Raw genomic sequence first — 17,673 nt, forward strand, 5'->3', positions numbered from 1 at the left:
GGCTCAGAGTTCGCTCCAGCATGGGTCTGGACCATTTTTTGGATTCAGGACGATCCAACCTGAAGCAAAAATCTAGCCGAACGCCGCCAGCCGGGCGTCCAGCCGCGCGCGCACCTCCGGCCAGTCCTGATCGGTGATCGCGAACATCACCGTATCCCGCACCCGCCCGGTGTGGGTGATCTTGTGCCGGCGCAGCACCGCCTCTCGGACGGCGCCCAGCCTGGCGATGGCCGCCTGGCTGCGGGCGTTGATCGCGTCGGTGATGATCTCGACCCGCACGATGCCGCTGTCGAAGGCGTGCTGCAGCAACAGCCGCTTGCTGGCGGGATTGACCGCGCCGCCACGGGCGTCGGGATGATAGAAGGTCGAGCCCAGCTCCACCCGCCGGTGCTGGGGAAACAGGTCGTGCAGGCTGCTGGTCCCGACGATGCGGCCGTCCGACTGGCGCCGCACGGCGTAGGGCGTGTCCCGCCCGGCGGCCATGCGTTCGACGAAGCCGTCCCACCACGGATCGAAATTCTCGCCATAGGCCGTCGAGACCATGATCGACCAGGCCTCCGGATCGACGCTGATCGCCGCGCGTACCGCCTCCTTCTGCTCCGGCGCGAACGGCTCAAGCCGCACCCAGCGATTCTCCAGTACGACCGGCTCGATCCTCATCCGCCCGCAATCTCCCGATCGAGAAAGGTCGTAACCGCCGCCGGATCGACGTCCCTGGCCACAAAGGCCTCGCCGATCCGCCGGGCGAGAATCAGGGTCAGCCGCCCGCCCTCCGCCTTCTTGTCGCCGGCCATGCGCTTCAGCAGGGCCGCGCTCCGGAAGCCTCCGGCCTGCGCCAACCGTGTCGGCAGCTTCGCCGCCTTCAGAACCGCCTCGACCCGCTCGGCCTCATCCGCCGCGCACAGGCCGCTCGCCACCGAGAACCGGAACCCCAGGGCGCAGCCCAGCGCCACCGCCTCGCCGTGCGTCAGCTTCGTTTCGTCGAAGCCGAGCTCCGCCTCGATGGCGTGGCCGAAGGTGTGGCCGAGGTTCAGCAGGGCGCGCCGACCCGCCTCCCTCTCGTCCTCGCCGACGATGGCGCTCTTGATCTCGACCGAGCGCACCACCGCCCGCTCCAGCCCCTCCGGATCGCCGGCCGCGCCCGCCGCGCCCTCGCCGGCCAGCCAGTCAAAGAAGCCGGCGTCGCAGATCAGCCCGTGTTTCAGCACCTCGGCCCAGCCCGAGCGCAGCTGCCGCTCCGGCAGGGTCGCCAGCACATCGATGTCGGCCAGCACCAGCCTTGGCTGGTGAAAGGCCCCGACCAGGTTCTTGCCGCGCGGCGTGTCGATCGCCGTCTTGCCGCCCACCGACGAGTCGACCTGGGCCAGCAGCGTCGTCGGAACCTGCACGAAATCGATGCCGCGCATGAACAGCGCCGCGGCCAGCCCGGCCAGATCGCCGACGACCCCGCCGCCCAGCGCCACGACCACGTCCCGGCGGTCCAGCTGGAAGGCCAGCAGCCGGTCGATGACCCGCTCCAGTTCCGAGAACGACTTGGAGCCCTCGCCGGGCGGCACCGTCAGCAGCCGCCCGTGCACACCCGCGGCCCTCAGTGACGCCAGCGCCGCCTTGCCGTGCAGCGCCGCCACCGTCTCGTCGGTGATCACCACGGTTCGGCCCTGCGCCAGCGGCGCGACCCTCGCGCCCAGTTCCGTCAGCAGTCCGCGGCCGACGATCACCTCATAGGGCCTGAAATCGCCGCCCGAGACCGGCACGGTCGTGGTCACGATTCCACCTCCGACTGGTGGGCGGCGAAATGCGCCTGCAGGGCGTCGTGGATGGCCTCGACCGCCTGGGCGTGAGCCCCGCCGGCCACGTCGACGACCAGATCGGCGGTGGCGTAGACCGGGTAGCGCACCTCCGCCATCGCCTTCAGCGCCGTCAGCGGATCGCGTCCGCGTAGCAGGGGCCGGGTGTCGCGCCGCTGGACCCGCTGCGCCACCGTCTCCAGATCGGCCCGCATCCACACGGTCACGGCGCGCTCCTTGAGCAGGCCCCGGGTGTCGGGGTTGAGGATGGCCCCGCCGCCGGTGGCCAGCACCATCCGCGGCCCCTCCAGCAGCCGTTTCATCACCCGCGCCTCCCCGGCCCGGAATTCCGACTCGCCCAGTTCGGCGAAGATGTCCGAGACGGTCATGGCCGCCGCCGCCTCGATCTCGATGTCGCCGTCGGCGAACGGCAGGTCGAGCCGCTTGGCCAGCCGCCGTCCGACCGTCGATTTCCCCACCCCCATCAGCCCGACCAGAGCTATGGTGCGCTCATGGACCGGAATCGCCGCGCCGCCCGTCATGACCGGCCTCGCGAGAGGCGGCTGAGCGGCGGCGGGACGGACGGCGGCAGGCAAGGCGGCATGACCCGACCACCCTCTACACCAAGCGTCGCCGACGCAAAGCGGTCCCGCGCATGACCACGCCCCCCGCGACCCCGCAAATTGAGGCCTTTCTGGAAATGATGGCGGTCGAGCGCGACGCCTCGCCTCACACCCTGTCCGCCTACGGCCGCGATCTCGCCGACGCCGAGGCCGCCCTGCCCGGCGGCCTGATGCGGGCCGACGAGGCCGCGGTCGAGGCCTGGTACGGCGGGCTGGGGGCACGGGGTCTGTCCGCCGCGACCCAGGCCCGCCGCCGCTCCGCCGTGCGGCAGTTCTACCGCTTCGCCCTCGGGGAAGGCTGGCGGCAGGACGATCCCTCGCGCCGCCTGGACGCTCCGGAGCAGGGCCGCAGACTGCCGAAGACTCTCAGCCGGGACGAGGTCGGGCGCCTGCTCGCCGCTGTCGCGGCCCGCGACGGCGCTGCGGGCCTGCGCCTCGTCGCCCTGGTCGAATTGGCCTACGCCTCCGGCCTGCGGGTGTCGGAACTGCTCGGCCTGCGCGTCGAGGCGGTGCGCCGCGACCCGGCCTTCCTCATTGTGCGCGGCAAGGGCGGCAAGGAACGGCTCGCCCCGCTCAACGCCTCGGCCCGCGAGGCGGTGAAGGCCTGGCTCGTGGCCCGCGACGCCGCCCGCCCGGAGAAGGCCCCCGACAGCCCCTGGCTGTTCCCGTCGTCCTCCGCCAAGGGGCACCTCACCCCGCGCCGCTTCGCCCAGCTTCTTGATCAGGCGGCCGTCGACGCCGGCGTCGATCCGGCCCGGGTCAGCCCCCACGTCCTGCGCCACGCCTTCGCCACCCACCTGCTCGAGGGCGGCGCGGACCTGCGCGTGGTCCAGACCCTGCTCGGACACGCCGACATCGCCACCACCCAGATCTACACCCACGTCGCTGTCGACCGCCTCGCCCAGGTGGTGCGCGACAAGCATCCGCTCGCCCGTGACGACTGAACCCCGCTTGCCCCCCGGCGTTGACCCCACTAGGTTCCGCCGCCTCCCGATGCGCCGCGTGGCGCGCCTGATCCGGACGCCTTGATGGCCGTGCACTACCTCGAATTCGAAAAGCCGATCGCCGACCTGGAGGCGAAGATCGAGGAGCTGAACCTGCTCTCCTCGACTTCCGGCTCGTTCGACGCCGAGGTCGAGGGCCTGCGCAAGAAGGCCGAGCAGCTGCGCAAGAAGACCTACGCCGACCTCGATCCGTGGATGAAGACCCAGGTCGCGCGCCACCCGCAGCGGCCTCATTTCGTCGACTTCTGCGAAGGCCTGTTCACCGATTTCGTCGAGCTCAAGGGCGACCGCCAGTTCGGCGACGACCAGGCCATTCTCGGCGGCCTCGCCCGCTTCCGTGGCGAGCCGGTGGTCGTCATGGGCCATGAGAAGGGCCACGACACCCAGACCCGCCTGACCCACAATTTCGGCATGGCCCGGCCCGAGGGCTACCGCAAGGCGGTCCGGCTGATGGATCTCGCCGAGCAGTACGGCCTGCCGGTGCTGACCTTCGTGGACACCGCCGGCGCCTATCCGGGCCTCGGCGCGGAGGAGCGCGGCCAGGCCGAGGCCATCGCCCGCTCGACCGAGCGCTGCCTGACCCTGGGCGTGCCGTCGATCGCCACCGTCACCGGCGAAGGAGGTTCGGGCGGGGCCATCGCCATCGCCGCCGCGGGCCGGGTGCTGATGCTCGAGCACTCGATCTATTCGGTCATCTCCCCCGAGGGCGCGGCCGGCATCCTGTGGCGCGACGGGGCGCGCGCCCGCGACGCCGCCATGGCCATGAAGATCACGGCGCCCGACCTCCTTGAGCTCAAGATCATCGACCGGATCATCCCTGAGCCGGTCGGCGGCGCCCACGCTGATCCGGCCGCCGCCATCGCCAGCGTCGGCGACGCCCTTGCCGAGGAACTGGCCGCCCTGTCCGCGCTTTCGCCCGATCAGATCCGTCAGGCCCGGGCGGACCGCTTCTACGCCATCGGCCGCATGGGCTGAGGGTTTCGTTAACCAATCAGCGACGGTTGCCTGACTACTCTATCGCGATGCTGGGTTGCAGCGGGGCGACCAGCTGGAGTTGTTCAGGATGAGCGTCGTCGGCGAGGCCCTTCGCGAGAGCGCGATCATCAACCTCACGGGCGCCGTGACCATGGTGGTGGATGATTCCACCTTCGCCGCCGACATCACCTCCAGCGCCCTGCTCGGCTTCGGAATCAAGACCCGCTTTTCGATGCGCAGCGCCGCCGAGGCCATGGAGGTCCTGAGCGAGACCGAGGTCGATCTGCTGGTCGTGGACTGCGAGATGCCGGGCATGGACGGCTTCGAGCTGGTCCACTGGCTGCGACGCTCCGGGCCGCCCAACGCCTTCGTGCCGGTGATCATGACCGCCGCCCATATCCGCCGGTCCATGGTGACCAGGGCCCGCGACTGCGGGGCCAATTTCGTCATCACCAAGCCCTTCAGCGCCTCCCGCCTGCTGGAGCGCATCGTCTGGGTCGCCCGCGACGGCCGGCCCTTCCTCGAGGTCGGCGAATACTTCGGTCCTGATCGTCGCTTCCGCGAGGCCGAGCCTCCGGGCGAAGAGCGCCGGAGCGACGTGATCCGGCGCGCCCGCTTCGAGGCCGAGAAGGCGGCCGCGCTGGCGGCCTCGTCCCAATGACCGCCATCACCCACCCCCGCCGCACATCCCGCCTGGCGAAGATGATCGACAGCGCCGGCGGGATCAGCATCGGCGTCGCCCTGACCCAGGCCCGCGCCAACATCGCCGCCCTGCGCGCCCGCGGGCTGGAAGAGGTCAGCCGCCATATCGACGAGCTCGTGGCGCTCGAACCGCCGACCGATCCCGAGGCGACGATCCGCACCCTGCAGCAGGTCTACCGCTCGGCCAATCACGTCATCGACGCGGCCGCGCCTTTCGATCTCGAGGAAATCTGCGCCGTCGCCATCAGCCTGTGCGACGTCGTCGATCGGACCTCGGGCGGGGCCGAGTTCGACTGGCGCATCATCACCGTGCACATCCAGTCGCTGCGGCTGCTGAACACCCTGCCGCCCGGCGCCGCCGCCGAGCGGGCCCAGGTCACCACCCGCCTGTCCGAGATGGTGGCCAGGAAATTCGGTCAAGCCGGCTGACGGTCGGTCCGCGCGCCCCGCGTCTGCTTGCGCCACAGCGCCGCATATTCCCCGCCCTGCCGCGCCACCAGTTCGTGGTGCGCGCCGCGCTCGACGATCCGCCCGGCCTTCAGCACCACGATCTGGTCGGCGTCGGCGATGGTCGACAGCCGGTGCGCCACCACCAGCGTGGTCCGGCCCGTCCGCACCCGCCGCAGGGTTTTCTGGATCGCCGCCTCGGTGCGGCTGTCCAGCGCGCTGGTCGCCTCGTCGAGGATCAGGATGCAGGGATCGGCCAGCAGGGCCCGGGCGATGCCCACCCGCTGGCGCTCGCCGCCGGACAGCTTCAGCCCCCGCTCTCCGACCATGGTGTCCAGCCCCTGTGGCAGGGCGCGGATGAAGTCGCCCAGCTCGGCCGCGTCGGCCGCCGCCCAGATCGCCGCCTCGTCCGCGTCGGGCCGGGCGAAGCCGATGTTGGCGCGTATCGTGTCGTTGAACAGGGCCACGTCCTGCGGCACCAGCGCCACGGCGGCGCGCAGCGACTCCTGCGTCACCCGGCGCACGTCGACGCCGTCGATCAGCACCGCCCCCTCCTGCGCGTCGAGCAGGCGCAGGGCCAGTTTCACGATCGTGGACTTGCCTGAGCCCGACGGCCCGACCAGCGCCGTCGTCGTCCCCGGCGCGGCGACAAAGCTGACGTCCTCAAGCCCGTTCGCCCGCGCGTCGTGGCGGAAACCCACCTGCTCGAAGGTCAGGGCCGCGCCCCGTGAATCCGCCGGTCGCGGCAGAGGCGCCGCATCGGGCGCGTCGGCCACCTGCGGCGTCTGACGCGTCACCTTCAACATCTCTTCCATGTCTATGAAAGACTGACGGATTTCGCGATAGGCGAAGCCGAGAATGTTCAGCGGCGCGTACAGGGAGATCATGATCAGCACCGCCGCCATTACGTCACCCGGCCCCATCCGCCCGGCCGCCGCCTCGAACCCGGCCATCACGGCCATGACAGCCAGACCGAGGTTCATGATCACCGCCTGCACGATGTTGAGCAGGGCCAGCGAACTGTTCGCCTTCAGCGCCGCCCGCGTGTAATCGCCCAGCGCCATGTCATAGGCCCGCGCCGCCCGCGCCTCGGCCCCGAACGACTTGACCGTCTCATAGTTGAGCAGGGCGTCGACCGAGACCCCGGCCGCCTGGGTGTCGGCGGCGTTCATCTCGCGCCGGTGCTCGATCCGCCAGTTCGACAGGGCGAAGGTGCAGACGGCGTAGATCGCCACCACGGCCACCGCCACGGCCCCGAATCGCCAGTCGTAGCGGCCCGCCAGCACGCCCGCCGCCAGCACCAGCTCGACCCCCGTGGGAATCAGGTTGAAGGCGAGTATCCGCAGCAGGAAGTCCACCGCCCGCGCGCCCCGGTCCATGGTCCGCGACAGCGCGCCCGACCGCTTGGTCTGGTGGAAGTCCAGCGACAGGCTCAGGGCATGCGCGAAGGTCTCGGCCGCCGCCGTCCGCTGGGCCGCCGACCGCACCGGGGCGAACACCACGTCCGAGGCGTTGGGCGCGATCGCCGACAGCAGGCGCACGAAGGCCCAGCCGAGGGCGAACGCTCCGAAGCCCCAGGCCAGGGCCACGCCCGTCCCCTGCCCCGCCGCCAGCCGGTTCACGGCCGCGCCCAGCACCAGCGCCGCAAGCACGCCCAGCGCCTTGCCGCCCAGCGTCATGCCGATCGCCGCGATCAGTCTCAGGCCCAGCTGCGGCGCGTTCGACCGCCGCACCAGCTGCATCAGGTCCAACAAGGCCCGGCCGGTCGGTGGTCCTTTCGGAAGCTCGGCCGGAGGCGCGCCCTGCGCCGCCTTCGCTATCGAATCGCCCCGCCGCCCCGTCCGCTCGCCCGTTCTCGCCATGGCGCCCATATGGCCCCGCCCCGCCGGCTTGGCAAAGCCAGGCGCGGATGAAACCGTCGCCATACTCTGGCATGATGGCCGCATGTCCTTCTGCGCCGCCCCCGCCGAAGCCGCCGTCGAGACCGCGTTCGCGCCGGCCTCGGCCAAGGCGGCGGCGGGCGCCGTCGACCGTCCGCTGGTCTGCGCCGTCAACCACCAGCAGGACCGCGAGCGCGACGGGCGCACCACCGTCGTCGTCATCCAGCCCTTCGGCTACATCAACGAGCGCACCGCCCGCGCGATCTGGGTGCCCGCCGGCTATCTGACCGACTTCGCGTCCATTCCGCGGGTCGGCCGCTGGCTGATCCCGCCCTTCGGCCGCCACGCCATCGCCGCCGTGGTCCACGACTGGCTGTATTCGATCGGCGAGCCCGGGCGGCGCGGAGAGGCCGACGACATCTTCCGCGACGCCCTGCAGGAGCTCGGCGTCGACATCGCCCGGCGCAACATCATGCACGGCGCGGTCACCGCCTTCGGCGCCGGCGGCTACGCGCGCGCCGGGGCCACCTGGGGAACCCAGTTCATGGACTGGCGCACCGGCGAGCATCTGCCGCCGCCCGCCCCCCGCGAGGATTTCTTCGGCGACGGAGACCCGGCCCTGATCGAACGGATCAAGTCACAGCCGCCCGCGAACTGCGGCCCATAGCAGCCGCAGCCGCTTCCCCAGCGGACCCGCGTTCGGCCGCCGCGCCAGCGTGGCGGGCAGGACCGCCGGAAACCCCGCGACGGGCAGGTTCCGGGCGGCCCGCGCCGCACCGGGAAGCGTGGCCCTCGCCTCCTCGAAACGACCGGTCTGCGCCAGACCCCAGACCCGGCCGGCCTGCGCCGCCGCCGCGTCATGTCCCGGGCCGGAGAGGATTCGCACCGCCGCCTGCATCGGTCCGGCGTAGAAGGCGTCCAGATCGTGCGGTTCGCCATGCACGCGGTCGATATGCGCCTCGATCAGGGCGTCGAACGGCGCCCGCTCCAGCCCGCGTCGGGCCACGACGTCGGTCAGCGCCTCCAGCACAGGATGGCCCTTGCGCGCCACGCCCTCGAACACGCCGTCCATCTGATCGCGCCACCAGACGTAACGCATCTCCGCCAGCAGCGGCTGGGTCACCCGCGTCGGAATCGCCAACAGTTCCGCCTCGAAGGCGTAGAGGACGATCAGGTCCGCCCGTGTCTGGGGATCGGCCACGAACCGGCTCGAAAGCCATCGGTCGGGATCGGCCGCGCGGACCTGCTCGTCGAGGGAAGTCGTCACTCTCTGCCCGCTCCGGCCAGGGCCGGCCTCAGATACGAAAACGCCGCGCCCGAACGGACGCGACGTTTCCTTAGGTCATCCCGGGCGCCCGCAACAGCAGTGGAGCGATGGCAGTCAGCCGACGAGCGTCTGATACATCGCCATCGAAGTGAGCATCGGCAGCGACAGCAGCATGTTCGTGCGGCTGGCCAGCATCGCCACGCGGGCGGCCTTCGCCTTGGCCTCGTCATCCACCACAACGATTCCCAGCGCCCGCTTCTGGTTCGGCCAGATGATGCCCCAGACGTTGAGGAACATGATGATGGCCAGCCAGACGCCGATGCCCATCAGGGTGAAGCCCTTCTGGTCCTCGGTCAGGCCCTGCGCCAGGCCGAAGCTCAGCACCTCGATGGCGTAGGCGTGGCCGCGGGTGAAGGCCAGGGCCAGACCCGCCAGCACCGTCGCCAGCGCCGACCAGCGGAACCAGAACAGCGCCTCGGGCGCGATGTGCTTGCCGATCGCCGGCTTCAGCTCGGCCGGGATCGACGGCATGACCCGGATCTGGACGAAGTTGAAATACCACAGCAGCCCGATCCACAGGATTCCCGCCGCGACGTGAATCCAGCGGAAGATCGCCTGCCAGGTCGTGGAGTCGTTCCACTCGTGCGGGGTCACCTGAACGAAGGCGTAGATCATCACGCCGGCCAGAACGAGGCTCAGCAGGACGGTGGTGCGGAAGTTCGAGAGCAGCTTGCCAAACATGTCGGTCGCCCCTCCCCGGGCGAGAATCGTTGAAGCGCGATCATACATCTCCCTCCCCGTCCCGGGGAGGGTGGTCGCGCAGCGACCGGGTGGGGACGGCTCAGGAAAGCGCGTGCCTTGGCCGTCGCCCCCACCCTGTCTCCGCTTTCGCGGCGACATCCCTCCCCGGGACGGGGAGGGAGAAAGTCACCTACGGCCGGCTCGCCATGCCCAGCTTGACCGGCGACGCGTCGTCCGCCGGGCCGCCGCGCTTGACGCCCCACAGCAGGATGATCGGCGCAGCCACATAGACCGACGAATAGGTGCCGATGATGATGCCGGCCATCAGTGCGATGGAGAAGCCGAACAGAGCCTCGCCGCCGAAATAGGCCAGCGCCGCCAGCACCATGATCGCGGTGACTCCGGTGATGATGGTCCGCGACAGCGTCTCATTGATCGACAGGTCGATCACCTCGCGCAGCGGCATCTGCTTGTACTTGCGCAGGTTCTCGCGAAGGCGGTCGAACACCACCACGGTGTCGTTCATCGAATAGCCGATGACGGTCAGGATGGCGGCGACCATGTTCAGGCTGAACTCCAGCCGCATCAGCACGATCAGACCGAAGACCAGGATCACGTCGTGGACGAGACCGGCGATGGCCCCAAAGCCGAACTGCGGCTCGAACCGGAACCAGATGTAGGCGAACATCAGCACGACGGCGAGGCCGAGCGCCAGCATGCCGGAGGTGAACAGCTCGCCCGACACCTTGGAGCCCACGACGGCGACGTCCGAGTAGGTGACCTGGCCGACCGCTCCGGTGATGGCCGCCTCGACCTGCCGGACCACCGCGGTCTGATCGCGTCCCTCGGGAATCTGGAAGCGGACGATGGCGGTCGAGCCGTCGTTCACATCGGTGCCGCGCCGCGCGATGCCCTGCACCCCGACGTCGCCGAGGCCGAGTTCACGAACCGCTCCCCGCAGCTCTTCGAGGGCCACCGTCTGGCCCGCCGGCTTGGAGACTTCCATCGAGGCGCCGCCGCGGAAGTCGATGCCCATGTTCAGGCCGGGATAGAAGCAGCCGATGATCGAGGCGATCACCAGCACGGCGGAGAGAATACCGAACGCCTTGGAGAACTTCACGAAATGGAAGTCGGTCTTGACCGGCAGCAGTTTGATGAGGGGCCATCCACGCATCGCCATCACTCCGCGATCGGCAGTTTTTTGGGCTTGGCGAGCTTCAGCCACCAGGCCAGTCCGACCTGTGCGACCAGAACGGCCGACAGCATCGAGGTGAAGACGCCGATAGTCAGCGTCCAGGCGAAGCCGCGCACCGGGCCCGCGCCGAAGATGAACATGATCAGCGCCGCCACCAGGGTCGTCAGGTTGGCGTCGACGATCGTGCCCATGGCCTTGTTGAAGCCGGCGTCCAGCGAGGCGATGACGGACCGTCCGGCCCGCGCCTCGTCTCGCATCCGCTCGTAGATCAGCACGTTGGCGTCAACGGCCACGGCGAAGGTCAGCACCAGGCCGGCGATGCCGGGCAGGGTCAGGGCCGCGCCGGTCATCGACATGGCGGCGATGATCAGCAGGCCGTTCAGCACCAGGCCGATGACCGAGATGCCGCCGAACAGGAAGCCGTAGGCCAGCAGCATGAAGACCACGATGATGACGGCGCCGATCGCGGTCGACAGCGCGCCCGCGGCCACGGCGTCGGCGCCCAGTTCAGCGGTCACCGTGCGGCGTTCCTCAACCTTCAACGGCGCCGGCAGGGCCCCGCCGTTCAGCAGGTTCACCATCTCCGACGCTTCCTCGATCGTGAAGCTGCCCTCGATGATGCCCGAGCCGCCGGTGATGGCGCTCTTGATGTTCGGGGCCGAGATGACGACGCCGTCGAGGATGATCGCGAACGGCTTGCCGATGTTCTGGGCGGTCGCCTCGCCGAAGCGCTGCGCCCCCGCTCCGTCGAAGCGGAAGCCGATGGCGGTCTGCCGGTTCTGGTCGGTGGTCACCTCGGCCTTGGTCAGGTTCTCGCCCGACACGAGGATGCGCTTCTTGACCAGCATGGGGGCGCCACTGGCGTCCGGAATGACCTCCGAGTCCGGCGGCGGGAAGCCGGCCAGCGCCTCCTCGAGCGAGTTCTCGACGTCGACCATCTGGAAGGTCAGTTGCGCCGTCCTGCCGATGATCCGCTCCAGCGCGGCGGGATCGCTCTCGCCCGGCGCCTGGATGACGATCCGGTCGGCGCCCTGGCGGGTGATCGAGGGCTCGCGCGTGCCGAGGCTGTCGATCCGGCGGCGCACCACCTCGATCGACTGGCTGACGGCGTCGGACGCCATCGAATTCATGGCCGCGTCGGTGAAGGCGTAGCGGATGCGGTCCTGTCCCTGGCGCTGCACGGTCCGGTCCGCCACGGTCCCGGCGCCGCCGCCGGACGTCAGGACCCGCATCGCCTCCAGCGCCCGATCCATGGTCGCGGGGTCCGCCAGGGTAACCGTCACGCCGGAGCCGTCCTGCACGATGCCGGAGATCTCGATCCCCACCTCGCCCAGCACCGTCCGCGCATCCTCGCCGAGGTTGGTCAGGCGCTTCTCGCGCATGGCCGGCACGTCGACTTCCAGCAGCAGGTAGGAGCCGCCCTGCAGGTCGAGGCCGAGGTTGACCCCGCTCTTCGGCAGCCAGCCCGGCAGCGCCGCCTTCTGCTCCGCGGTCAGGACGTTCGGATAGGCGAAGAACAGCCCGAATGCGAACGACAGGGCGAGAAGGATGACCTTCCAGCGCGACAGATGGATCATGTGGGCTTCCCCGACCTTTCAGAGCGCCGAGATCAGGCCTTGGAGACTTGTTTCGTGTCGTTGGCGGCGACGCCGGTGCGGTCGCGCACCTGGGTGATCATCGCCTTGATGACGCGGACGTTCACGCCTTGGGCGATCTCGACCATGGCCTCGTCGTTCTCGACGCGGGTGACCTTGCCGATCATGCCGTTGGACAGCACCACGGTGTCGTTGCGCTTCAGCGCCGCCACCATCTCGCGGTGCGCCTTGGCCTGTTTCATCTGCGGGCGGACCAGCAGGAAATAGCCCATCACGCCGATCGCGATGATCGGAGCGAACTGGATCAACATGGCCATCAGGCCGCCGTCAGTGGCAGTCATCTACGAATCCTGGATGCCGGGCCGCGCCGCGCCCCTTGAAAATGAGGCGCGGAACCTAGGGCGCGCCGCCTCACATTGCAACGCGACGTGTGACGCTCCGGACCCTTTGCGTCACCTCGGCAACACGGTCAGCGGATCGATCGCCCTCGGCTCGTCGCCGCTCATGCGCCAGGTCTCGAAATGGATCGACGGCTGGCCGTCGCCGGCGGTCGTGCCCACCGTGCCGATCGCCTGGCCCGCCTGCACCACGTCGCCGTCGCGCACCAGGGCTGAACCCAGATGGCCATAGACCGAACGCCAGCCGTCGCGGTGGACGATCAGCACCGTCAGCCCCTGCCCGGCCAGGTCGTCGCCGACATAGCCGACCGTCCCCCAGGCCGAGGCCTGCACCTGCGAGCCCTGGGCCGCGCCGATGTTGATGCCGTTGTTGCGCTCGCCCATGCCCACGGCCCCGAAGCGTCGCAGGATCTCGCCCCGCACCGGCCAGTCCAGGGTCACTGTCGTGGCGGCCGGAGGCTGGCCGACCGGCCCCGCGGTGGCGGCGGGCTCGCGCGCCGGCGGCAGCACTCCCGTCGGCGGCGGCGGTGGAGGCGGCGGCACGCCCGCGTCGGCCACGACCACTCCGACCGGCGACGGCCCGGTGGCGTAGGGATCGCCGCCGATGTCGACCGCGTCGGCCGGCAGGATGATGCGCTGGCCCGGCGACACGTCCGCCCGCGGGCCGAGGCCGTTCAGATCGATCAGGGTCTGCACCGGCGTCTGGAAGCGCCGCCCGATGCCGGAGATCGTGTCGCCCGGCTGGATCTCGTAGGCCGCCCCGGCCACGACGGGCGCGCTCGAAGCGGGCGGCGGCGGGCTGGCGAATCCCTCGGAAGCCGGTCCGGCCGCGGGCTGGTAGGGACTGGTGCCGACCGGCGCGTCCAGCGACCCGCCCTCGATCTCGCCGACGGGGGCGGTCGCCGGCGGCCGCGTCTCATAGGCCGGATTGGTCGGGCCGCGCACGCCCTCGCCGCTCGGCGCGGGCGTGGCCGGCGTCGCCGCATAGGCCGGCGCGCGCGCGGGCGGCGGCGGCGGCTCGGCGAAGATCGAATAACGCGGCTCGGCCGGATAGCTGGCGCAGGCCGCCGTCAGGCTCACCGCCGCCAGCGCCGCCAGCGCCTTCGACCCCGCCCTGATTCCGATCATGCGCCCGCTCCTCAGACTCGAATCCGCCCCGCCGGACCAGACCCCGCAAACCGCGCCAAAGTTGGGCGCGAAGGTTAACGAGGCGTTGCCGGACGTCTCGACAGGTCGATATTCACACGGCGATTGAGCGGCTCGGGAGTCTCGTCCGCCGTCGGTCGGGCCAGCAGCGTCTCGCCGTGGCCGTTGACCTGGATGTCCCGCCAGGGAACGCCTTCGCGGACCAGCGCCGCCGCGACCGCCTCCGCCCGCCGAAGGCTGAGCGCCCGGTTGTCCTCCGCAGAGCCCACGGTGTCGGTATGGCCGTCCACGCGGACTACCCAGCCGGGCGCGTACCCGGCCGCGGCGAGACGCACCGCGGCCCTTGCAGCAGGGGATCGAAGTTCCGCGCCTCCGGCCTCGAAGTCGTAAACCGGCCCGAGGTGCCACAATCCCGGAGGGTTCTCCGCCGGCGGAACGATCTCCACCGTGATTGAAAGAAAATGCGGCGGCTGCGAGCCGTCCGATCTGACGGACAGATAGCCCGGCTTCACCCCGGCGCGGAGCAGTTCGACGTAGGCCGTAAGCTTCGCCTCCGACCAGGCTCTCTCTGACCGATCGGGGCCGGTCAAAGTGGAGCGAGCGCCGAACTGTCCGGCTTCTTGAAACAGGCGACCGGCTTCGCGGAAGGCGACATAGGCTTCGGGCGTGGGAGCATCGCCGTTGAAGCAGGCGTCCCAGGTCCGCGTGTCCGCCTGGACCTGCGGTGCGAAGGTCACGAGGACAGCGAGACCGAGCCACGACATCCCGTCAGCTTGCCCCGCCGGCTCGCCGCCGTCACCCCTCCTTCGCCGTCCCCTCGACCAGCGGCACGAACCGCACCTCGGCGAGGCTCTCGCGCCGGAACGACCCGTCCTCCAGACTCACATACCGGTGCAGCCGCTGCACCGAGCTGCGCCCCACCGGGCAGACCAGTATCCCGCCCGGCTTCAGCTGGTGCAGCAGTTCCGTCGGCTCGCCGGGCGACGCCGCCGTGACCATGATCCGGTCGAACGGCGCCTGTTCGGGCCAGCCCAGCCCGCCGTCGCCGTGCCGGGTGATGACGTTGTCGATCTTCAGCTCCTTCAGCCGCCGCTCCGCCTCGCTCAGCAAGCTGCGGTAGCGCTCCACCGAATAGACGTAGCGCGCCAGCCGGCTCAGCACCGCCGCCTGGTAGCCCGACCCCGTGCCGATCTCCAGCACCCGGTGGCGTGGCTGCACGTCCAGCGCCTGGGTCATCAGCCCGACGATATAGGGCTGCGAGATCGTCTGGGCGCAGTCGATCGGCAGGGCCTGGTCCTCCCACGCCTGATCGAGGAATTTCTCGTGCACGAACACGGCGCGGTCGATCGACTCCATCGCCTGCAGCACCTTCGGGTCGGTCACCCCCTGCTGCCGCAGCCCCAGGATCAGCCGCCCCGCGCGATCGTCGTTGAGCTTCATTCCGCCGCCATCGCCTTCGGCGGCGCCCCGCCCAGCACGCCTTTCAGATCATGCACGCTCGGCATGTGCGTCAGGTCGATGTGCAGCGGCGTGACCGAGATCTTCCCCTCGTCCATGGCCCGAAGATCGGTCCCCGGAGCATGCTCCTGCTTCGTCCCCCGGAAGCTCATCCAGTAGTAGTCCCGCCCCCTCAGATCCGTGCGCCGCACCGCGTGCATCTCGCCGATGTCGCGGAAGCCCTGCCGCGTGACCTCGACCTGGGTCACCTCCTCCGGCGGCCGGGCGGGGAAGTTCAGGTTCATCACCACCCCCGTCTGCCACGGCTGCTCCAGCAGCCGCGCGATGATCGCCGGCGCATAGGCCTCCGCCGTCTCCCAGTGCGCCGTCACCTCGTCGTGGAACCGCTCCAGCGACTGGGAGAGCGCGATCGAGCGGATGCCGAACGCCATCCCCTGCAGCGCCCCGGCCACGGTCCCCGAATAGGAGCAGTCCTCGCCCACATTGTGCCCGCGGTTGACCCCCGACAGTACCAGATCGGGCCGCTCCGGCATCAGGTCGTTGACCGCCAGCACCACGCAGTCGGTAGGCGTCCCCGTCACCGCGAACCGCTTCTCGCCCATCGCATTGACCCGCAGCGGCTCCGTCAGGGTGATGCCCCGCCCCTTGCCCGACTGCTCGACCTGCGGCGCGACCGTCCAGATGTCGTCCGACAGCGTCCGGGCGATCCGCTCGAGACATGCAAGGCCTTCCGCCTCGATGCCGTCGTCGTTGGTGAGGAGGATTCTCATGCTTTCGTCATCCCGGCGAAGGCCGGGACCCAGCGGCGCCGAAGCGAAGCGAGGGCGATGCTCACGACGCCCGCGCTCCCGACAGGTTCGCGCTCGCGCGCGCCGCTGGGTTCCGGGTCTCCGCTTCGCTTCGCCCGGAATGACGAAAGGAGGTCACTCCACATGCGTCACGCCCTCCGGCATGTACCGCTTCAGAACGTCCGGCACGGCGATCCGCCCCGCCTCGTCCTGATAGTTCTCCATGATCGCCACCAGCGTCCGCCCGACCGCCAGGCCCGAGCCGTTCAGCGTGTGCACGAACTCGGTCTTCTTCTCCCCGGCCCGCTTGAAGCGCGCGTCCATCCGCCGGGCCTGGAAGTCCCCGCAGTTCGAGCACGAGCTGATCTCGCGATAGGTCCCCTGCGACGGCAGCCACACCTCCAGATCGAAGGTCTTCTTCGCCGAAAAGCCCATGTCGCCCTTGCACAGCAGCATCCGGCGATAGGGGAGCCCCAGCTTCTCCAGCACCACCTCGGCGCAGCGCACCATCCGCTCATGCTCGGCCTCGCTGTCCTCCGGCCGGGTGATCGAGACCAGCTCGACCTTGTGGAACTGGTGCTGCCGGATCAGCCCGCGCGTATCGCGCCCCGCCGACCCCGCCTCGGCCCGGAAACACGGCGTCAGGGCGGTGTAGCGGATCGGCTCGGCGAGTTGTTCCTCAGGCAGGATCTGCTCACGGACGAGATTGGTCAGGGAGACCTCGGCGGTGGGGATGAGCCAGAATTGTTCGACGGTATCGGCCTCTTCCAAGGCCTTGTTGAGCGCTTCCCTCGGAGAACCTCCCGCTTCGACCGCCGCCCGCATCCGGTCGTCAAAATCGGGAACAGCTTTCTCGAACAGCTCTGCACGACCGGTCATATCCGCAGACAGGAACTGATCGTCTGCGAACTTCGGCAGTTGCCCCGTCCCGAACATTGCATCGTTTTTGACCAGGATCGGCGGATTGACCTCCAGATAGCCGTGCTCGGCCGTCTGCACGTCCAGCATGAACTGGCCGATGGCCCGCTCCAGCCGCGCCAGTCCGCCCTTCAGCACAGCGAACCGCGCCCCGCTCATCCGCGCCGCCGCCTCGAAGTCCAGCAGCCCAAGCGCCTCGCCCAGATCGGCGTGGTCCTTCGAAGGCCCCGTCCTGCGCGGCTCGCCCCACGGCGTCCCGACCAGCACGTTGGCCGTCTCGTCCTCGCCGTCCGGCACGTCGTCCGCCGCCAGGTTCTTCTGCGCCGCCAGCAGGTCGCGCAGCGCCTTGCCGGCCTCCGCCTCGACCGCCTCCTGCGCCGCGATCTCGCCCTTCAGGCTCTCGACCTCGGCCTTCAGCCGATCGGCCTCGGCCATATCCTTCTTCGCCATCGCCGCGCCGATCAGCTTCGACGCCGCATTGCGCTTCGCCAGCGCCTCCTGCCCCGCCGTCTGCGCCGCCCGCAGCTGACGATCCAGCTCCAGCGCCCGGTCCACGATCGCCTGCGCATCCTCCACCCCACGCGACGACCACCCGCTCACGAAGGCGGCGGGATTGTCACGGATGGCGCGGATGTCGTGCATGGTCGGTCGGTCTGTCTCGGGAAGGAGCCGATGCTCTAGCCCTCCCGGGGGATTCAGCCAACCCGCGCCGCCCACGCCGTTCGTTATCCCCCGCGACCCGCGCGAAA

At 70.0% G+C, this 17,673-nt stretch carries 19 protein-coding genes; 5 read left to right on the top strand and 14 right to left on the bottom strand.

The genetic code is table 11. The annotated features are described in order from the left end of the window. Positions 1 to 72: 72 nt before the first annotated feature. The 3 genes from VEC04_RS03445 to VEC04_RS03455 are packed head-to-tail and all read right to left on the bottom strand — an operon-like array spanning position 73 to position 2,329. Positions 73 to 660, bottom strand: coding sequence for a GNAT family protein (locus VEC04_RS03445; protein ID WP_324773857.1), 588 nt, complete (start codon positions 658 to 660; stop codon positions 73 to 75). Continuing rightward, on the bottom strand, positions 657 to 1,766 hold the full coding sequence (aroB, locus tag VEC04_RS03450; protein ID WP_324773859.1) for a 3-dehydroquinate synthase: 1,110 nt from the start codon (positions 1,764 to 1,766) through the stop codon (positions 657 to 659). The genes VEC04_RS03445 and aroB overlap by 4 nt, the downstream gene beginning before the upstream one ends. Next, positions 1,763 to 2,329 carry a shikimate kinase gene (locus VEC04_RS03455; RefSeq protein ID WP_324773861.1) on the bottom strand — a complete coding sequence of 189 codons (567 nt, stop codon included), beginning with the start codon at positions 2,327 to 2,329 and terminating at the stop codon, positions 1,763 to 1,765. The genes aroB and VEC04_RS03455 overlap by 4 nt, the downstream gene beginning before the upstream one ends. Positions 2,330 to 2,442: 113 nt before the next feature. Here VEC04_RS03455 and VEC04_RS03460 point away from each other — a divergent pair, with 113 nt between their 5' ends. From VEC04_RS03460 to VEC04_RS03475, 4 genes are all read left to right on the top strand, one after another. Next, on the top strand, positions 2,443 to 3,354 hold the full coding sequence (locus tag VEC04_RS03460) for a tyrosine recombinase (protein ID WP_324773863.1): 912 nt from the start codon (positions 2,443 to 2,445) through the stop codon (positions 3,352 to 3,354). A gap of 84 nt (positions 3,355 to 3,438) precedes the next feature. After that, positions 3,439 to 4,389: an acetyl-CoA carboxylase carboxyltransferase subunit alpha gene (locus VEC04_RS03465; RefSeq protein WP_324773865.1), complete on the top strand. Its 951-nt coding sequence runs from the start codon at positions 3,439 to 3,441 to the stop codon at positions 4,387 to 4,389. Positions 4,390 to 4,477: 88 nt separating this feature from the next. Then, on the top strand, positions 4,478 to 5,050 hold the full coding sequence (locus VEC04_RS03470; RefSeq protein ID WP_324773867.1) for a response regulator: 573 nt from the start codon (positions 4,478 to 4,480) through the stop codon (positions 5,048 to 5,050). Further along, positions 5,047 to 5,520 (top strand): chemotaxis protein CheE, encoded by a 474-nt coding sequence (locus VEC04_RS03475; RefSeq protein WP_324773869.1) that lies wholly within the window; start codon positions 5,047 to 5,049, stop codon positions 5,518 to 5,520. The genes VEC04_RS03470 and VEC04_RS03475 overlap by 4 nt, the downstream gene beginning before the upstream one ends. Here VEC04_RS03475 and VEC04_RS03480 read toward each other — a convergent pair. Continuing rightward, the gene (locus VEC04_RS03480; protein ID WP_324773918.1) at positions 5,508 to 7,280 is read right to left on the bottom strand and encodes an ABC transporter ATP-binding protein/permease; all 1,773 of its coding nucleotides are present in this window, start codon (positions 7,278 to 7,280) and stop codon (positions 5,508 to 5,510) included. The two genes, VEC04_RS03475 and VEC04_RS03480, sit on opposite strands and share 13 nt — an antisense overlap. A gap of 202 nt (positions 7,281 to 7,482) precedes the next feature. Here VEC04_RS03480 and VEC04_RS03485 point away from each other — a divergent pair, with 202 nt between their 5' ends. Then, the gene (locus VEC04_RS03485) at positions 7,483 to 8,085 is read left to right on the top strand and encodes a DUF1353 domain-containing protein (RefSeq protein ID WP_324773871.1); all 603 of its coding nucleotides are present in this window, start codon (positions 7,483 to 7,485) and stop codon (positions 8,083 to 8,085) included. Here VEC04_RS03485 and VEC04_RS03490 read toward each other — a convergent pair. The 10 genes from VEC04_RS03490 to serS all read right to left on the bottom strand — a co-directional run bounded on the left by VEC04_RS03490 (position 8,056) and on the right by serS (position 17,566). Continuing rightward, positions 8,056 to 8,685: a squalene/phytoene synthase family protein gene (locus VEC04_RS03490; protein WP_324773873.1), complete on the bottom strand. Its 630-nt coding sequence runs from the start codon at positions 8,683 to 8,685 to the stop codon at positions 8,056 to 8,058. The two genes, VEC04_RS03485 and VEC04_RS03490, sit on opposite strands and share 30 nt — an antisense overlap. Positions 8,686 to 8,799: 114 nt before the next feature. Next, positions 8,800 to 9,426, bottom strand: coding sequence for a hypothetical protein (locus tag VEC04_RS03495; RefSeq protein ID WP_324773875.1), 627 nt, complete (start codon positions 9,424 to 9,426; stop codon positions 8,800 to 8,802). Positions 9,427 to 9,616: 190 nt separating this feature from the next. Next, positions 9,617 to 10,606 (bottom strand): protein translocase subunit SecF, encoded by a 990-nt coding sequence (gene secF, locus VEC04_RS03500; RefSeq protein ID WP_324773877.1) that lies wholly within the window; start codon positions 10,604 to 10,606, stop codon positions 9,617 to 9,619. Continuing rightward, a complete protein-coding gene (secD, locus tag VEC04_RS03505; RefSeq protein ID WP_324773878.1) occupies positions 10,606 to 12,198 on the bottom strand; it encodes a protein translocase subunit SecD in 1,593 nt (530 codons plus the stop codon). The genes secF and secD overlap by 1 nt, the downstream gene beginning before the upstream one ends. A 32-nt stretch (positions 12,199 to 12,230) precedes the next feature. Then, positions 12,231 to 12,557 (bottom strand): preprotein translocase subunit YajC, encoded by a 327-nt coding sequence (gene yajC, locus VEC04_RS03510; protein ID WP_324773880.1) that lies wholly within the window; start codon positions 12,555 to 12,557, stop codon positions 12,231 to 12,233. Between the two features lie 111 nt (positions 12,558 to 12,668). Further along, positions 12,669 to 13,742, bottom strand: coding sequence for a peptidoglycan DD-metalloendopeptidase family protein (locus VEC04_RS03515; RefSeq protein ID WP_324773882.1), 1,074 nt, complete (start codon positions 13,740 to 13,742; stop codon positions 12,669 to 12,671). A 74-nt stretch (positions 13,743 to 13,816) separates the two neighbouring features. Beyond that, positions 13,817 to 14,272, bottom strand: coding sequence for an OmpA family protein (locus tag VEC04_RS03520; protein WP_324773884.1), 456 nt, complete (start codon positions 14,270 to 14,272; stop codon positions 13,817 to 13,819). A gap of 283 nt (positions 14,273 to 14,555) precedes the next feature. After that, positions 14,556 to 15,200, bottom strand: a complete 645-nt coding sequence (locus VEC04_RS03525) for a protein-L-isoaspartate(D-aspartate) O-methyltransferase (RefSeq protein ID WP_324773886.1) — start codon at positions 15,198 to 15,200, stop codon at positions 14,556 to 14,558. After that, complete coding sequence (surE, locus tag VEC04_RS03530) at positions 15,197 to 15,988, bottom strand: 5'/3'-nucleotidase SurE (protein ID WP_324773888.1); 792 nt, start codon at positions 15,986 to 15,988, stop codon at positions 15,197 to 15,199. The genes VEC04_RS03525 and surE overlap by 4 nt, the downstream gene beginning before the upstream one ends. 153 nt (positions 15,989 to 16,141) lie before the next feature. Next, on the bottom strand, positions 16,142 to 17,566 hold the full coding sequence (gene serS, locus VEC04_RS03535) for a serine--tRNA ligase (RefSeq protein ID WP_324773890.1): 1,425 nt from the start codon (positions 17,564 to 17,566) through the stop codon (positions 16,142 to 16,144). Between the last annotated feature and the right edge of the window lie 107 nt (positions 17,567 to 17,673).

Origin of the sequence: Brevundimonas sp., from assembly GCF_035626535.1 — a bacterium.
GTDB lineage: Bacteria > Pseudomonadota > Alphaproteobacteria > Caulobacterales > Caulobacteraceae > Brevundimonas.

Coding starts and splice junctions, on each gene's coding strand:
- VEC04_RS03455 (WP_324773861.1), bottom strand. CDS start 2,329: ATGACGGGCGGCGCGGCGATTCCGGTCCATGAGCGCACCATAGCTCTG.
- VEC04_RS03475 (WP_324773869.1), top strand. CDS start 5,047: ATGACCGCCATCACCCACCCCCGCCGCACATCCCGCCTGGCGAAGATG.
- secD (WP_324773878.1), bottom strand. CDS start 12,198: ATGATCCATCTGTCGCGCTGGAAGGTCATCCTTCTCGCCCTGTCGTTC.
- VEC04_RS03515 (WP_324773882.1), bottom strand. CDS start 13,742: ATGATCGGAATCAGGGCGGGGTCGAAGGCGCTGGCGGCGCTGGCGGCG.
- secF (WP_324773877.1), bottom strand. CDS start 10,606: ATGGCGATGCGTGGATGGCCCCTCATCAAACTGCTGCCGGTCAAGACC.
- yajC (WP_324773880.1), bottom strand. CDS start 12,557: ATGACTGCCACTGACGGCGGCCTGATGGCCATGTTGATCCAGTTCGCT.
- VEC04_RS03470 (WP_324773867.1), top strand. CDS start 4,478: ATGAGCGTCGTCGGCGAGGCCCTTCGCGAGAGCGCGATCATCAACCTC.
- VEC04_RS03445 (WP_324773857.1), bottom strand. CDS start 660: ATGAGGATCGAGCCGGTCGTACTGGAGAATCGCTGGGTGCGGCTTGAG.
- VEC04_RS03525 (WP_324773886.1), bottom strand. CDS start 15,200: ATGAAGCTCAACGACGATCGCGCGGGGCGGCTGATCCTGGGGCTGCGG.
- VEC04_RS03480 (WP_324773918.1), bottom strand. CDS start 7,280: ATGCAGCTGGTGCGGCGGTCGAACGCGCCGCAGCTGGGCCTGAGACTG.
- VEC04_RS03495 (WP_324773875.1), bottom strand. CDS start 9,426: ATGTTTGGCAAGCTGCTCTCGAACTTCCGCACCACCGTCCTGCTGAGC.
- VEC04_RS03465 (WP_324773865.1), top strand. CDS start 3,439: ATGGCCGTGCACTACCTCGAATTCGAAAAGCCGATCGCCGACCTGGAG.
- serS (WP_324773890.1), bottom strand. CDS start 17,566: ATGCACGACATCCGCGCCATCCGTGACAATCCCGCCGCCTTCGTGAGC.
- VEC04_RS03460 (WP_324773863.1), top strand. CDS start 2,443: ATGACCACGCCCCCCGCGACCCCGCAAATTGAGGCCTTTCTGGAAATG.
- VEC04_RS03485 (WP_324773871.1), top strand. CDS start 7,483: ATGTCCTTCTGCGCCGCCCCCGCCGAAGCCGCCGTCGAGACCGCGTTC.
- surE (WP_324773888.1), bottom strand. CDS start 15,988: ATGAGAATCCTCCTCACCAACGACGACGGCATCGAGGCGGAAGGCCTT.